11 protein-coding genes are annotated in these 14,234 nt (G+C 63.2%); 5 read left to right on the top strand and 6 right to left on the bottom strand.

Annotated features, from left to right (window positions below; genetic code table 11):
• Nucleotides 1–813, bottom strand: a complete 813-nt coding sequence (hypB, locus tag WHT83_RS11220; protein WP_406873813.1) for a hydrogenase nickel incorporation protein HypB — start codon at nt 811–813, stop codon at nt 1–3.
• Between hypB and WHT83_RS11215 the strand changes: the two genes are divergently transcribed.
• Nucleotides 808–1,065, top strand: coding sequence for a hypothetical protein (locus WHT83_RS11215; protein WP_246389647.1), 258 nt, complete (start codon nt 808–810; stop codon nt 1,063–1,065). The genes hypB and WHT83_RS11215 overlap by 6 nt on opposite strands.
• On the opposite strand, the gene WHT83_RS11210 is transcribed toward WHT83_RS11215, so the two are convergent.
• On the bottom strand, nt 1,011–1,715 hold the full coding sequence (locus tag WHT83_RS11210) for a TetR/AcrR family transcriptional regulator (protein WP_406873812.1): 705 nt from the start codon (nt 1,713–1,715) through the stop codon (nt 1,011–1,013). The two genes, WHT83_RS11215 and WHT83_RS11210, sit on opposite strands and share 55 nt — an antisense overlap.
• A 702-nt stretch (nt 1,716–2,417) precedes the next feature.
• On the opposite strand from WHT83_RS11210, the gene WHT83_RS11205 reads away from it, so the two are divergent.
• Genes WHT83_RS11205 through WHT83_RS11195 form a run of 3 tightly spaced genes read left to right on the top strand, consistent with a single transcriptional unit; the run spans nt 2,418 to nt 4,685 of the window.
• Nucleotides 2,418–2,609, top strand: coding sequence for a hypothetical protein (locus WHT83_RS11205; protein ID WP_108679465.1), 192 nt, complete (start codon nt 2,418–2,420; stop codon nt 2,607–2,609).
• The gene (locus tag WHT83_RS11200; RefSeq protein WP_406873811.1) at nt 2,609–4,021 is read left to right on the top strand and encodes a purine-cytosine permease family protein; all 1,413 of its coding nucleotides are present in this window, start codon (nt 2,609–2,611) and stop codon (nt 4,019–4,021) included. The genes WHT83_RS11205 and WHT83_RS11200 overlap by 1 nt, the downstream gene beginning before the upstream one ends.
• A gap of 25 nt (nt 4,022–4,046) precedes the next feature.
• Nucleotides 4,047–4,685, top strand: a complete 639-nt coding sequence (locus WHT83_RS11195; protein ID WP_406873810.1) for a helix-turn-helix domain-containing protein — start codon at nt 4,047–4,049, stop codon at nt 4,683–4,685.
• A 211-nt stretch (nt 4,686–4,896) separates the two neighbouring features.
• Here the strand turns inward: WHT83_RS11195 and WHT83_RS11190 are convergent, their stop codons facing one another.
• Nucleotides 4,897–7,980 (bottom strand): efflux RND transporter permease subunit, encoded by a 3,084-nt coding sequence (locus WHT83_RS11190; protein WP_108608926.1) that lies wholly within the window; start codon nt 7,978–7,980, stop codon nt 4,897–4,899.
• On the bottom strand, nt 7,977–9,161 hold the full coding sequence (locus tag WHT83_RS11185; RefSeq protein ID WP_108608927.1) for an efflux RND transporter periplasmic adaptor subunit: 1,185 nt from the start codon (nt 9,159–9,161) through the stop codon (nt 7,977–7,979). The genes WHT83_RS11190 and WHT83_RS11185 overlap by 4 nt, the downstream gene beginning before the upstream one ends.
• Before the next feature lie 154 nt (nt 9,162–9,315).
• On the opposite strand from WHT83_RS11185, the gene WHT83_RS11180 reads away from it, so the two are divergent.
• Nucleotides 9,316–9,852, top strand: a complete 537-nt coding sequence (locus WHT83_RS11180; protein ID WP_108608928.1) for a TetR/AcrR family transcriptional regulator — start codon at nt 9,316–9,318, stop codon at nt 9,850–9,852.
• Nucleotides 9,853–9,929: 77 nt separating this feature from the next.
• Here WHT83_RS11180 and smc read toward each other — a convergent pair whose 3' ends face one another.
• Together smc and WHT83_RS11170 are read right to left on the bottom strand one after the other, a co-directional pair.
• Nucleotides 9,930–13,388 (bottom strand): chromosome segregation protein SMC, encoded by a 3,459-nt coding sequence (smc, locus tag WHT83_RS11175; RefSeq protein WP_406873809.1) that lies wholly within the window; start codon nt 13,386–13,388, stop codon nt 9,930–9,932.
• 60 nt (nt 13,389–13,448) lie between these two features.
• Nucleotides 13,449–14,192: a DsbA family protein gene (locus WHT83_RS11170; RefSeq protein WP_406873808.1), complete on the bottom strand. Its 744-nt coding sequence runs from the start codon at nt 14,190–14,192 to the stop codon at nt 13,449–13,451.
• Between the last annotated feature and the right edge of the window lie 42 nt (nt 14,193–14,234).

Below are 14,234 nucleotides of genomic sequence, written 5' to 3'. Positions count from 1 at the left end.
TCAGGCGTGGAGCGTGTTGCGGATGGACTCCACCCGCGCCTGCAGGTCTCGCGCGAGGTCCTGCAGCTGCTGCTGGCGGGCCCGGACGATCCACTTCAGCCATTCCGTCATCCCGGTGCCATCGCGCGCCGACACGACGATGCTTTCGATCGCCGGGTTGACTTCGCGGGCACGGGCAACGCAGGCCTCGATGTCGAAATCGCAGTAGGGTGCCAGGTCCGACTTCGAGATGACCAGAAGGTCGGCCGCGGCGAACGCCTCGGGATATTTGACCGGCTTGTCGTCGCCTTCGGTGACAGACAGAATGACCACCTTGTGGGCTTCGCCAAGGTCGAAGCCGGCCGGGCAGGCAAGGTTGCCGACGTTTTCGATGAACAGGACGCCGCCCTGCTGCAGCGAGAGCGATTCAAGCGCACGCTTGATCATGTCTGCGTCCAAGTGGCAGCCCTTGCCGGTATTGATCTGCACCGCCTGGGTGTCCGTCGCACGAATGCGATCGGCATCGTTGGTCGTCTCCTGATCGCCCTCGATCACCCAGGTCGGGAAGGTGCCCTTCAACCGCTGCAAGGTCTCGACCAGCAAAGTGGTCTTGCCCGCCCCGGGGCTGGCGATCAGGTTGAGCGCAAGCACGCCATGCCCGCACAGTTCGTCGCGGACGCCGTCGGCAAACATGCCGTTCTTGGCCAGGATCTCCTGCTCGATCTGCACCAGCCGCTTCTGGCTCATGCCCGGAACATGGGTCTTGGCGGCATCCTTGCCGAAATGCAGATCACCGCCGGCGCCACCAGCAACGGAATGCTGGTGCTCATGCATGCCGTCGTCGCCATGAACGTGACCGTGGGCGCCGCGGTGATGATGTCCGTCATCGTGGTCGTGGTGATGGTGCCCATCATGGTGATGATGATGATCGCCATGATGGTGATGGGCATGCAGGTGCTCGTGGCCATCCCCACCGCTCTTGCCATCAATACGAATGTTCTCAGGCCCGCAGCCGCATACCTGGCACATGGCTATCTCCCGCTCTTGGTTGTGGAAGGGCTTTTGGCTGAAGGATCGCCGGCATAGTGCAGCAGTCCCCAGACCACCTCCTTGAGGTACCGCATCGCTGCGGGGATCGGCGCGCCATGCGGCATGAAACTGCCGAAGTAGATGCCGTCGATGTTGCGCGAGATGAATGCCGCCATCTCATCGGGGTCCGGGCAGGCAAACATGCCCACCTCGACGCCCTTGCGGATGCAATCGGCGAGAACCCTCTTTTCGGACTCGTAGAAGTCCTCGACGAAGCTATCGATGAACTTGGGGCCTGCGTCCTTGGCGCCTCCGGCATTGACGAACATGATGCGCACGAGGCTGCGCAGCGTCTCCGACATCTCGACATTGAGGTCCAGATAGGCGCTCAGCAACGCGGTCGGGCTCTCATGCCGCGCGACCACCTCGCCATAGTTGGTCATCAGTCGATCAAGCGCGTGAAGCACGGAGGACTGGTAGAGCGAGTCTTTGTTCTTGAAGTAATAATAGATAAGCGAATGAGCGACGCCAAGCTTCTTGGCAATAAGCGGAATTGTTACACTCTCAAAATCTTCTTCGGCAAAGCATTCGAGCGCCGCTTCCAACAACGACTCCGCCCGAACCCCAGGATTGCGGTAGAGGCGATTTTTGGCCCGTTTGACCGATTTCACGCGATCTTCAAGGTGAATGAGAGCGGCGGATTCCATCGATGACTTCCTGACTTTGAGCATTGCCGGAGAAGCGCGACGCGACTGCGTCGGTTCAGCACCTGAAGTACGGCCAGGCTGCCGCTTCAGATGTCGAGGGCACTGGGTACTCGACTGCACTTTCGAGCTTGACGCTACGTAGCTTTGACACCGCTGTCAACACGCATTTTGAACTCCCTTGGCGACTTCGCGAGAAATTGGTTCGTGCCATACGCGGTCATCAGCAACCTCATCGGGAGAAACACAAGCACCTGCCGACAACGATTAACGCACTGAAATATCTAATTTAATTGCATTGTTGATTTTGATTCCTGTATTTCGTCGGCTCGCCTGAGTGTGGTCGACGGCACATTGTTTTCGCTCATATACATGCAAATTCCCTAATGTTTTTACATGCCTGTCAGGAAAATTGTTTGACACAACAATCAAACTGCCGCAACGTAACAGCGTGATGGGTGGCGGCCTCAAACACGGTGAGAGGCGCGCCGCGCATCCGACGGAACCTTGGGGGTCGATCAGACAGGAGAACCCCGCTTGCACGCCACCCAGCCTCAAACGAACAGATCGATCGGGCGCGCCCTCGCTCGCATGGGTGCCGCGGCGATTCCGGACTGCCAGGACAACAAGACGATGCCGAACCGGGACTTTGGAGGACAATCAACGCCCGGATAGGTGTTCATTTAATCTTTGGAGGAGGATGAAATGACTATCGCTTCAGAAAATCCAGACAATGAAATGCGTCGGGAACTAAACCGGCGACTGAACATCGTTGCGGATCCGAGTTACGGGGATCCAGCGCGTGCGGATATATCGGGCCGGGATCTCGGAATCTGGTTCGCCACGACGGCAGCCATCTTGATTGTCGCGCTCGCCATGTGGAGCGGAGGCAACTGATGGCCGCCGCACCAAAATTCACCGGCGCGAGTGCTGCCTTCGGCACGCTCCCCGTGCTCAAGGAAGAGCGGGAACTCGGCTTCCTAGATCATTCCTGGATCAATATCGGCCTTGCCATCGCCACATGGGCGTTCCTGCTCGGCGGCAGCACGGCCCTTGTCGTCGGAGCCCGCGACGGCATCTACGCCATCATCATCGGCAACGTCATCGGCGTTTCGATCATGGCCGTCAGCGTCTGCATCTCGACCGGGAAGTTCGGTATCGAGCAATTCACGCTGATGCGCAGCGTCTTCGGGCCTGTCGGCATCCTGATCCTGGTCGGATTTTTCCTTGCCATCTACGGCGTCGGCTGGTCGGCAATCCTGTCGATCATGTTCGGGCGAGCGATCAGTGGCGTCATGAACCAGGTCGGCGGCACGCAAATCGGCGAAAACGATCTCGGCGTGACGTTCCTTGCCATCCTGGCGATCACCATCTCATGGCTTCTGCTCTGGAAAGGGCCAACTGCCGTCAAATGGCTCAACCGCTTCGTCGGGCCGGGCAAGCTCATCCTCTGCTTCGGCATCCTGTTCCTCATTTTCAGTCATAAGAGCTGGAGCGACATCGCAAACGCCGCTCCGCTCGCGCCATTCGACGACCGCCGGCTCAATTTCATGATCGCCGTCGAGTTCAATCTTGCCGCCGGCTTCGGATGGTGGCCGGTACTGGGCAACATTTCGCGCTTCACCCGCACGCCGCGCGCCGCGCTGTGGCCCAATCTCATCGGTATCTTCGCGGCCGCCGTTCTCGGTGAACTGGTCGGCTTGTTTGCCGCCCTGAGCCTGGGATCGCATGACCCGACTGCCTGGATGATCCCGCTGGGCGGAGCCTTTGTCGGCGTGACCGCGCTGCTGTTCGTCGGACTGGCAAACATCACCGCCATCGTCAGCATCTTCTACGGCATGTGCCTGGCGATGCGGCAGGCAGGCGGACGCTACTTCGAAGCCCTGCCCTGGGGCTTGCTGACCGGCGCATTGTTTGTTCCGGTGATCGTCATCGCCTTCTTCCCGGGCCAGATCTACGACAACTTCTTCAAGTTCCTCGCCTGGACCGCACTCGGATTTGCACCGCTCTCCGGCGTGACGGCGATGGACTACCTGGTCCTGCGCAGAGGCCGGATCAAGCAGTGCGACGTCTTCAACGACGGTGCCGATTCCGACTACGCCTTCTGGCGCGGCATCAATCCGGCTTCGTTCCTGGCTCTGGCAGGCGGGGGCATCGTCTACTACGCGTTGTTCGATCCCCAGTCGCTTGCCGCGCATGGTCCATTCGTCTGGATCAGCGCGTCCGTTCCTGCCTGTCTCGTGGCAGCGATCCTTCACTACGCTCTGACCAAGACGTTGGTGATGCCGGCACGACGCGGAGGATATTGATCTCGGGATCGGGTGATCCGCTCACATGACGGATCACCCGCTTCACGCAACCCCAACCATCGATCCAGATCCCAAAGTGAAGCGAGCCAGGGAACCACTGTTGCATACCGCAATCGGTCGGGAGGTCCGCGCCTTTCGAACCAGGCACGGCATGAAGGTGACCGACCTGGCCGCAGCCACGAAACTGTCGGTTGGAATGCTCTCCAAGATCGAGAACGGGGACATTTCGCCTTCTCTGACAACGTTGCAGGCGATATCGCGCGGCTTGGCCGTACCCATTACCTGGCTGGTGAGCCGCTTCGAATCTGAACGTACTGCCGTCTTCGTCAAAGCCGGTAGCGAGGTTGCTCCGAACAGCAGCGCTGCCAGACAGCAATGCGAGCCTCTCGGCCATACAGACCGCAACGCCGATGGACTTGTCGTCGAGCCCCAGCTGATCTCCCTCACCTGCGAGACGGACGTCTTTCCGGCAGCCGGCCATCAGGGCACGGTCTTCCTTTACCTGCTGCAAGGCGAAATCGTATATCGTCACGGGGCTGACACCTATCGGATGACGCCCGGGGATAGCCTGTTCTTCGACGCGACAATCCAACATGGTGTCGACGAATTGGCCCAACTGCCCATCCGCTGTTTGTCTGTCATGACCCGCCGTCGAGACAGATGATCCGAAGCCTGGTGAAGACAACCTCCGTGACACCGCCCGCACCGCCTTCCGCCAGTTTCGTGTCGTAACCGGTTTGCCTCCGCCCGCGCGGCACCCCACAGCAGAACCCGCATGGCGGGCGCGTTGACCTGGTCCGCGCCGTGTATGGCGATGGCCCATAAGAAAAGGCCCCGGATCGCTCCGGGGCCTTTCTCATTTCTTATCCATCACCTCAGTGATGAGCCGGTTCGGCCATCTGCTTGGCATCCGGCACCTCGGCGTGAGCGGCCAGGTCCTTGCGCGAGATGAAGGTGTAGAACATCGGCACCACGAACAGCGTGAACACCGTGCCGACGATGACACCCGAGAAGATCACCAGGCCCATCGAGTAGCGCGCAGCAGCACCCGCACCCGAGGCGGTGATCAGAGGTACGACGCCGAGCGCCATCGCAGCCGTGGTCATCAGGATCGGCCGCAGGCGAACCTTGGCCGAGGCGATGATCGCCTCGCTACGCGACAAACCATGCTCCTCGCGCTGCTGGTTGGCGAATTCGACCAGCAGGATGCCGTGCTTGGTGATCAGGCCTATCAGCGTGATCAGGCCGACCTGGGTGTAGATGTTGAGCGTACCGAGCCCGAGATTGAGCGGCACGATGGCGCCGAAGATCGACAACGGCACCGACATCATGATGATGAACGGGTCGCGGAAGCTTTCGAACTGCGCCGCCAGCACCAGGTAGATCACGACGATGGCAAGTGCGAAGGCGATCAGGATCGTACTGCCCTGCTCGCTTTCCAGGCGCGACTGGCCGGAGTAGTCGACAAAGAAGCCGCCCGGCAGCAACGGCCGCGCGATATCCTCGATCGTCTTCAGGCCGTCGCCGGTGGTCACACCGGGCACCGGCAGTGCCGAGATCGTCGCCGAATTGAGCTGGTTGAACTGCTCGATCGAGGCCGGCGACGAATTGGTCTTGATCGTCACGACGGCCGACAGCGGCACCATTTGGCCGTTGACGCTGCGGACGAAGAACTCGCCGAGCTTCTCCGGATTGTTCCGGTATTCCTCCGGCACCTGCATGATGATGTCGTAGCTGTTGGAATCGCGGTCGAACTCGGCGATGGCGCCGCCGCCGACGAGAAGGCTCAGCGTCGAGCCGACATCGCTGACGGACAGGTTGAGCGCTGCGGCACGATCGCGGTCGATGGTCACGGTAACCTGCGGTGCGTCGAAGGACAGCGAGTTCTGCACGACGATGAAGCGTCCGGAGGCCTGCGCCTTTTCCTTGATCTGCTCGGCCACCTCGTAGACCTGGCTCGGATCGCCGGTCGACTGGATGACCATCGAGATCGGCAGGCCGCCGCCGGCGCCCGGCAGCGACGGTGGTGCGAAGACCAGCGCCTGGACGCCGCTGACCTTGGACAGCCGGCCCTGGATATCGGCCTGCAGCTCGGCCTGCGACCGGTCGCGGTCGGCCCAGTCCTTGAACGCCCAGACCGAGAAGCCCGAATTGGTCTCGCCGCCCATGCCAACGATGGAGAAGTTGGCCTTGAGCTCCGGCAGGTCCTTGGTCAGGTCGCGGATCTGGTCGGCGTAGAGGCTGGTGTACTCCGTCGTCGCATAGCGAGGTGCGGTGATCAGCGAGAACAGCGCACCTGAATCCTCTTCAGGCGCCAGTTCGCTCGACGTCTTGAAGAACATGAAGCCCGTCACCGAAACCAGTGCGATGACGATCAGCAGCGTCACCGGCCGGTACTTGAGCGAGCCGGCGACCAGCCGCTCGTAGCGATTGGCGACGCGTTCGAAGGTGCGGTCGACGAACTGCGCGAAGCGGCTGTGGTTGCCGGCCTTCAGCAGGCGCGCCGACATCATGGGGGTGATGGTCACCGCGATGAAGCCGGAGATGACGACTGCACCTGCGAGCGTCAGCGCGAATTCGCGGAACAGCGAACCGGTGAGACCGCCCGTGAAGGCGAGCGGGGCAAAGACGGCGGCGAGCGTGATGGTCATGGCGACCACCGGCGCGAAGATCTCGCGCATGCCCTTGAACGCCGCCTGCATCGGCGTCATGCCCTCTTCCATGTGGCGATGGATATTCTCGACCACCACGATGGCATCGTCGACGACCAGTCCGATCGCCAGCACCATGGCCAGGAGCGACAGGAGGTTGATCGAATAGCCCATCATCAGAAGGATGAAGCAGACACCGATCAGCGACAGCGGAATGGTCACCACCGGCATCAGCACCGAACGGAACGAGCCGAGGAACAGCAGGATGACGACGATGACGATGGCGACGGCTTCGGCGATGGTCTTGAACACCTCTTCGATCGAGGCGCTGATGGTCTCGGTCGAATCATAGACCATGGTGATGGTCATGCCTTCGGGCAGGCTGGCGCTGATGGCCGGCAGTTCGTCGATGACGGCTGCTGCGGTGTTCAGCGGGTTGGCCGAAGGCGTCGGGAAGATACCGATGAAGGTGCCCGGCTCGCCGTTGAAATTGACGACCGTGTCGGTGCTTTCGGCAGCGAGCTCGACATGCGCGACATCGCGCAGCCGGACGACATTGCCGTTCGCCGACTTGAGCGGCAGTTCTGCAAACGACTCGGGTGTCTGCAGCGTCGACTTCATGGTGATCGAGTAGGCGACGTATTCGTTCTTGGTCTTGCCCGGCGCCGACAGGAAGTTGGAGGCGTTGATGGCCTGCAACACTTCGGCGGCGGTCAGCCCGCGCGCGGCGAGCTTCACCGGATCTACCCAGACGCGCATCGAATAGTTTGCGGCGCCCAGGACCTGGACTTCGGCGACGCCCTCGATGGTCGACATGCGCGGACGGATGACGCGCTCGATGTATTCGGTCAGCTCTTCCGAGCTCATGTTCGGGTTCTGCATCGCCAGATACATGATGGCGAACTGCATGCCAGTGCCCTTGACGATGGTCGGATCCTTGGCGTCGCTCGGCAACTGGCCGCGCACCTGCTGGACCTTGGACATGACCTCCGTCAGCGCCGTATCCGGATTGGAGCCGAGCTCCATCTGCACCGTCACGATGCTGGTCGACGGACGGCTCTGCGACGTCACGTAGTCGATGTTTTCGGTGGTCGCCACCGCAGCCGAGATCGGCGCGGTGATGAAGCCCTGGATGAGGTCGGCACTGGCGCCGGGATAGACGGTGGTGATGGTGATCACCGTCTCCTCGACCTCCGGGTACTGCCGGACCGAAAGGTTGAAAAGCCCCTGGAAACCCAGGAGCAGGATCATGAGGGCAACCACCGTCGACAGGACGGGGCGGCGAATGAAGATGTCGGAAAAACTCATTTCGCGGTTGCCTGCGCGTTGGCCGAAGTGGTGGGCGAAACGGTGTTGTCGATCTTCACCGGCGTGCCATTGGTCAGCCTGTTCTGTCCGGCGATGACCAGTTCGTCGCCCGCCGAAACGCCTTCGATGATCTCGACGCGGCCTTCGGAGCGACGACCAACCTTGACGAACACCTGCTTGACGGCAAGAGCCGGCTCAGCCGCGGCTGGCTGGGCGGGTGCGGCAGCTGCAGCGGCGGGAGCCGCAGCGCCTGCGGCCGCAGCCTTGGCCTCAGCCGGGCGAACGACATAGACATAGTCGCCATAGAGGCTGGTGGTCAGCGCGGTCTGCGGCACCGCCAGCACGCCGTCCTCCTCGGGCAGCTCGACGCGAACGCGCACGAACTGGCCGGGGCTCAGATTGCCTTCCGGATTGGTGATCTTGGCGCGGACCGAGACCAGGCGGCTCTGAGGATCGACCTTGGGATCGATGCCAACCACCGAGCCCTTGAACGGCATGTCGTCGGCGGCGATGCCGAAGCCAACCGGCTGGCCGATCTTCAACAGGCCAAGCTGCTGCTCGGGAACGGAGAAATCGGCGCGCATCGTTTCGAGATCCTGGAGCGTGGCGACGATCGTGCCGGGCGCCAGATACTGGCCGTCATCCACCTTCGGAATGCCGATGGTGCCGGAAAACGGCGCGCGCAGCTGCTTCTGGTCGACCACTGCCTGCAGCTTCTGCACCTGCGATGCCGATGTCGAGGCCGCTGCCCTCGCAGCATCGAGGGCGACTTCGGAGCCGACGCCGCGACGCTGCAGCTGGATGGCGCGGTCGAGCGACTGCTGGTCGAGCGCCGCCTGGGTCTTGGCTGCCGCCAGGTCCGCCTGCTGCACAGTGTCGTCGAGCTGGATCAGCACGTCGCCCTGATTGACGTGCTGGTTGGCCGAGAACTTGATATCCTTGATGATGCCGGCCTGTTCGACGGTCAGATCGACACCCTGGGAGGCGTTGACCGTTCCGATGGTTTCGATGCCCGGCGTCCATGGAGCGGGCTCGACCTTGGCGGTGGCCACGGTCACCGACGCAACCGGCATGTTGGCGAAGAATTGCTGGATCGCGTTGTCGCGGAAGACGTTGAATCCAACGATGCCGCCGCAGACGAGAACGAGCAGAACGAGAGCGATGATGAGACGCTTGATCAAAGGAGATCCCCAATCGGTAAGGAATCGGCATCCGGGCGGGCCGCGATGCACATTGAACCTGTTTATAGAAAAACCCAAGTGTGGAGCGCTTACTGTACCGTCTGGACGGTATTGTCAATCGGCGATAATGTGAAGTTTCACGGAGACATCACCCATGTCGGGCCACAGACCTAGCTCTCGCGACAAAATTCTCGCAGCAGCCGCCGAACTTGCCGACATTGTCGGGCCGGGCAACCTGTCGCTCGATGCCGTGGCCCAGCGCGCCGGGGTGTCGAAAGGCGGGCTCCTATACAACTTCCCGACCAAGGCCAAGCTGATGCAGGCGCTGGTCCAGGATTATCTCAAGACCTTCGAAGACGCCCTCTCCGCCAAATCGACCGGCGATGAGGCCAATAGCCTCGCTGCCTACATCGAGCTGTCCGCCCAGGAGTGCAGCCAAAAGCAGCCATCTGCAGCTGGCGTCCTCGCCGCACTTGCCGAAGACCCCGATTTCCTCAACCCGGTCAGGGATTTCAAACGCCATCTGCTCGACCGGCTCAAGGCCGAAAATCCCGATACGGCCAAGCTGATCGTGGCGTTCCTCGTCATCGAAGGGCTGCGCAGCATGAAGCTCTTCGACATGGACATACTCCACGAGGATGAACGCAACGTGGCGATTGCGTATTTGCTCGATCAGGCCGCAGCGCAATAGACACGCGCCACCGATGCCGAAGCAATTCCTCACTTGCTGGGGTGGATCGATGCGCGCGGAAGGCCGCGAACCGCTGATCAGCTCGCTTCGCGCAAGGACTCGGCGGCCTGCAGGTCGACCGAGACCAGTTGGCTGACGCCCTGCTCGGCCATGGTGACGCCAAACAGCCGGTTCATCCGCGCCATGGTGATCGGGTTGTGAGTGATGACGACGAAACGTGTCTCGGTCGACGCCGCCATCTCGTCCATCAGGTTGCAGAAACGCTCGACATTGTGGTCGTCGAGCGGCGCGTCCACCTCGTCGAGGACGCAGATCGGCGCCGGATTGGTCAGGAACACCGCAAAGATCAGAGCCATGGCCGTCAGCGCCTGCTCGCCGCCGGACAACAGCGTCATCGTCTGCGGCTTCTTGCCGGGCGGGCGGGCAAGGATTTCGAGACCGGCTTCGAGCGGATCCTCGGACTCGATGAGCTGAAGCTCCGCCGTGCCGCCGCCGAACAGGTGGGTGAACAGGCGCTTGAAGTGGCCGTTGACGAGGTCGAAAGCGGCCAGCAGGCGCTCGCGCCCTTCCCGGTTCAGCCCCTGGATACCCTGGCGCAGCTTGCGGATGGCCTCGATGATGTCCTCGCGCTCGGAGACGATCGCCTCGAGCCGTTCGGACAGCTCCTTTTGCTCTTCCTCGGCGCGCAGGTTGACCGCACCGAGCCGCTCACGCTCGATCTTGAGGCGCTCCAGCGTGCGCTCGACTTCAACCGGATCCGGCATCGGGCTGTCGGCTTCGAGACCCGTATGGCGAAGAACCAGGTGGGGCGGTGTCGCAAGCACTTCCTGGATGCGCGCCTCGACCTCGCGGCGGCGTTCGTCGGCTGCGGTCAGGCGCTCCTCGGCGCGCGCGCGGGCCTCCCGGGCCTCGGCAAGTCCCTGGATCGCGGCGGTCGCCGCCTTGTCGAGAACAGCCTGTCTGGTCTCGGCCTCCTGGAGGCGATCCGAGACTTCCTTGCGCAAGACCTCGGCACGGCTGAGTTCCGACATCAGCGCCCTACGGCGCGCGTCGAGTTCGTCTGGCGCTTCGGCCAGCGTTTCGCGCTCCGCAGCCGCTTCCTCGCGCCGCTCGGCGAGCGCCTCGATCTGCTCGGCAGCGCTTTCGGCACGCAGCACCCAGCTCTGGCGCTCGGTGGCGATCGCCGCAAGCCGGCGCGCCCTGGCCTCGGCCTCGCGGCTGAGCCCGTCATGCACGGCGCGTGCGTCGGCCACCGCAGAGCGATCCCGCGCAACCGCGCCTGAAAGCTGTTCGAGGCGCATCTGCAGGTCGGCGAGGTCTGGTGCCGAGCCGAGCAGGTCCTCCGCCTCGATATAGGTCTCCTGCGCCTCTTCATGCGCATCGGCGACCCGCGCCCGGGCCTCGTCGAGCGCGGCACGGCGGCTGGTCAATTCGCCCGCAGCCTTTTCGGCCTGGGCCAGCGCATCGCGGGCCGCCCCCACCTGGTGCTGGGCTTCGCGCCAGGCCTGCCGGGCCTGCCGCTCGGCTTCGGTGCTTTCGCGTACCGCGTTTTCGGCACGTGCCAGCGCTTCTTCGGCCTTACGCACGGCAAGCGTTGCCTCGACGGCCTCGGCATCGAGTTCGGCAAGCCGGTTCTTCTGGGCAAGCCGTTGTGCTGCCGCAGTCGGGGCATCCGCGCTGGCGGTCAGTCCATCCCAACGCCACAGCGCGCCTTCGCGGCTCACCAGGCGCTGGCCGGGCATCAGCAGCCGCTGCAGCTTTGCGCCCTCGGCGGCATCGACCACGCCGACCTGTGCGAGGCGTCGCGCCAGTTGGCGCGGCGCGCGGACAACTTCGGCAAGGCTGCGCACGCCATCGGGCAGCTTCGGATCGCCCGGCGCCGGTTCGGCATCGCCCCAATGCACGGGTGCAGCACGGTCGAGCGCGGCTTCGAGATCGTCGCCAAGGGCGGCGCCCAGCGCCGTCTCGAACCCGCGTTCGACGCCGATCTGCTCCAGCACCGCCGGGAAAAGATCGCCCGAGGCAGCGTTGATGATCTTGGCCAGCGTGCGTGCCTCAGTCTCGATGCGCGCCAGTTCGGCCTTCACCTCCTGCAGCGGCAAACGCGACGAAGCTTCTGCCTGACGTGCCTCGGTGACGGCACGTTCTGCCTCGGTGGCGGCGTATTCTGCCTCCTCGAGAGCTTCCTGTGCTGCTTCCGCAAGCATCTGCTTTTCCGCCGGATCGGCGAGCGCAGAGATGCGGGCGCCAATCTCGCTCGCCTCGCGGTCGAGTTCGGCGAGCTGGCGGGCAAAGCGGTCGCGGCGTTCGGCGGCATCGCGCATGGCGCGCTCGGCCTGGGTGCGCCCGGCAGCGGCGTCGGCGCGCTCGGCAGTCACCCGGCCCAGTTCGGCCTCGGTCAGCGCCAGCGTCGCCCTCGCCTCTTCGAAGGCCGCGCGGGTGCTGGTTTCCCGATCGGTCGCACCGGCATTCTCGTCGTTGAGAGACTTCTCCTCGGCGTCGAGGCGCGACAGGATCGCCGCATTGTCGCCGATCATGCGCTGCTCGCGGGCAATGTCCGCGTCGAGCTGCTGCAGCCGGCGGTCGAGTTCGCTCTGGCGTGAATTGATGCGCCCGGCCTCTTCCTCGAGCTGTGAACGGGCAATGGAGAGCCGTTGGAAGGTCGCAGCAGCCGCAGCAGCGGCATCACGCATCTCAGGCAATTTGTGTGCGCCGACCGCCTGGTCCCTCGCCGCCGCCATCTGGGCCGCCGCCCGGTCGCCGACCAGTGCCGTCGCCGTCGCCAATGCCGACTGGGCTTCGCCTTCCTGCGTCTTGGCCAGCGTCCAGCGCAGATGCAGCAACGTGGCTTCCGCCTTGCGGATGTCAGCGGACAGGTTCTTGAAGCGCGAGGCCTGGCGCGCCTGGCGCTTCAGGCTCTCGATCTGGCTTTCGAGCTCGCCGACGACGTCGTCTAGGCGTTCGAGGTTCTGCTCGGCGGCGCGCAGGCGCAGCTCCGCCTCGTGCCGGCGCGTGTGCAAGCCGGAAATGCCGGCCGCTTCTTCCAGCAATGCGCGGCGCGCCTGCGGCTTTGCCTGGATCAGTTCGCCGATGCGCCCCTGCCCCACCATCGACGGCGACCGGGCACCGGTCGACTGGTCGGCGAACAGAAGCTGCACGTCCTTGGCACGCGCTTCCTTGCCGTTGATGCGATAGACGGAGCCTGCCTCGCGCTCGATGCGGCGCGACACCTGCAACTCGTCGGCGTCATTGAAGGAAGGCGGAGCGGTACGATCGCTGTTGTCGAGGAACAGCGTCACTTCGGCGGTGTTGCGCGCCGGCCTGGTGCCGGAGCCAGAGAAGATGACATCGTCCATGCCGGAAGCGCGCATATTCTTGTACGAGCTTTCGCCCATCACCCAGCGCAACGCTTCGACCAGATTGGATTTGCCGCAGCCATTCGGCCCGACGATACCGGTGAGGCCGCGTTCAATGACGAACTCGCCCGGCTCGACGAAGGACTTGAAACCGAGAAGGCGGAGGCGCGAAAACTTCATTCGCGCCAATCCGCACGCAAGGGTGCGCCGAAGCTGCGTGGCTTCGGCGCTACGAACCTGTCAGAGCATGCCGTCGATAACCGCCGACATTTCCTCAATGGACATCGCCCCTTTGTAGACATTCCCGTTGATGAAGAAGGTCGGCGTGGAGTCGACCTTGAAATCCTTCTCGCCACGGGCGCGCACCGCCCTGATATCGTCCAGAAGCTTCTGGTCAGTCAAGCAGGCCTCGAACGACTCCTGTGAAAAGCCGGCGAGCTTGGAAATCTGCAGCAGCGCGTCCTTCGGGGTCTGCGATGCCGCCCAGTTCGACTGCTGCTTGAACAGCACGTCGACCATCGGGAAGTAATTATCCTTCGAGCAGCGCGCAAGCATGAAGCCTGCCTCGGCCAGCGGGTCGAAGGGGAACTCGCGGTAGATCAGCCGCACCTTGCCGGTGTCGATGTATTTGGTCTTGATCGTCGGCAACGTGTCTTCGTGGAACCGCGCGCAATGCGGGCAGGTCATGGAGGCGTATTCAACGATGGTGACCGGGGCGTCCGCTTTGCCCAGAACCATGTCGGGCAGGCTGCCTGCCTCGAGCAGCTTGGCCATGTCGACGGTGCCCTGCGCTTCGGGCGCCTTCACCGCCTGGACCGGGGTGGCCGGAGCAGCCGGCGTGGCCGCCGGCGTTGCCGGTTCGGCAGGCTTGGGCGTTGCCGCGTTGGCCTGCTCGCCGGAATCGCTGCAAGCTGAAAGCAGCGCCGCTGCCGAAACGGCTGCGAGCCCGGTAAGTGCGGTCCTGCGAGAAATCGAACGAAGCATACGAATCACCTGACGATGGTTGGATTTTGCAATGTGCGGTTA

Origin of the sequence: Aminobacter sp. P9b, assembly GCF_045345995.1 — a bacterium.
In the GTDB taxonomy this organism is placed as follows: domain Bacteria; phylum Pseudomonadota; class Alphaproteobacteria; order Rhizobiales; family Rhizobiaceae; genus Aminobacter; species Aminobacter niigataensis.
The sequence above is the reverse complement of the archived record's forward strand: the minus strand, read 5'-3'. Positions and strand labels throughout refer to the sequence as shown.

What these genes read in the sequence shown, in the direction of transcription:
- smc (WP_406873809.1), bottom strand. Translation starts at nt 13,388, where the DNA reads ATGAAGTTTTCGCGCCTCCGCCTTCTCGGTTTCAAGTCCTTCGTCGAG.
- WHT83_RS11195 (WP_406873810.1), top strand. Translation starts at nt 4,047, where the DNA reads ATGACGGATCACCCGCTTCACGCAACCCCAACCATCGATCCAGATCCC.
- WHT83_RS11190 (WP_108608926.1), bottom strand. Translation starts at nt 7,980, where the DNA reads ATGAGTTTTTCCGACATCTTCATTCGCCGCCCCGTCCTGTCGACGGTG.
- WHT83_RS11180 (WP_108608928.1), top strand. Translation starts at nt 9,316, where the DNA reads ATGTCGGGCCACAGACCTAGCTCTCGCGACAAAATTCTCGCAGCAGCC.
- WHT83_RS11210 (WP_406873812.1), bottom strand. Translation starts at nt 1,715, where the DNA reads ATGGAATCCGCCGCTCTCATTCACCTTGAAGATCGCGTGAAATCGGTC.
- hypB (WP_406873813.1), bottom strand. Translation starts at nt 813, where the DNA reads ATGCATGAGCACCAGCATTCCGTTGCTGGTGGCGCCGGCGGTGATCTG.
- WHT83_RS11215 (WP_246389647.1), top strand. Translation starts at nt 808, where the DNA reads ATGCATGCCGTCGTCGCCATGAACGTGACCGTGGGCGCCGCGGTGATG.
- WHT83_RS11205 (WP_108679465.1), top strand. Translation starts at nt 2,418, where the DNA reads ATGACTATCGCTTCAGAAAATCCAGACAATGAAATGCGTCGGGAACTA.
- WHT83_RS11200 (WP_406873811.1), top strand. Translation starts at nt 2,609, where the DNA reads ATGGCCGCCGCACCAAAATTCACCGGCGCGAGTGCTGCCTTCGGCACG.
- WHT83_RS11170 (WP_406873808.1), bottom strand. Translation starts at nt 14,192, where the DNA reads ATGCTTCGTTCGATTTCTCGCAGGACCGCACTTACCGGGCTCGCAGCC.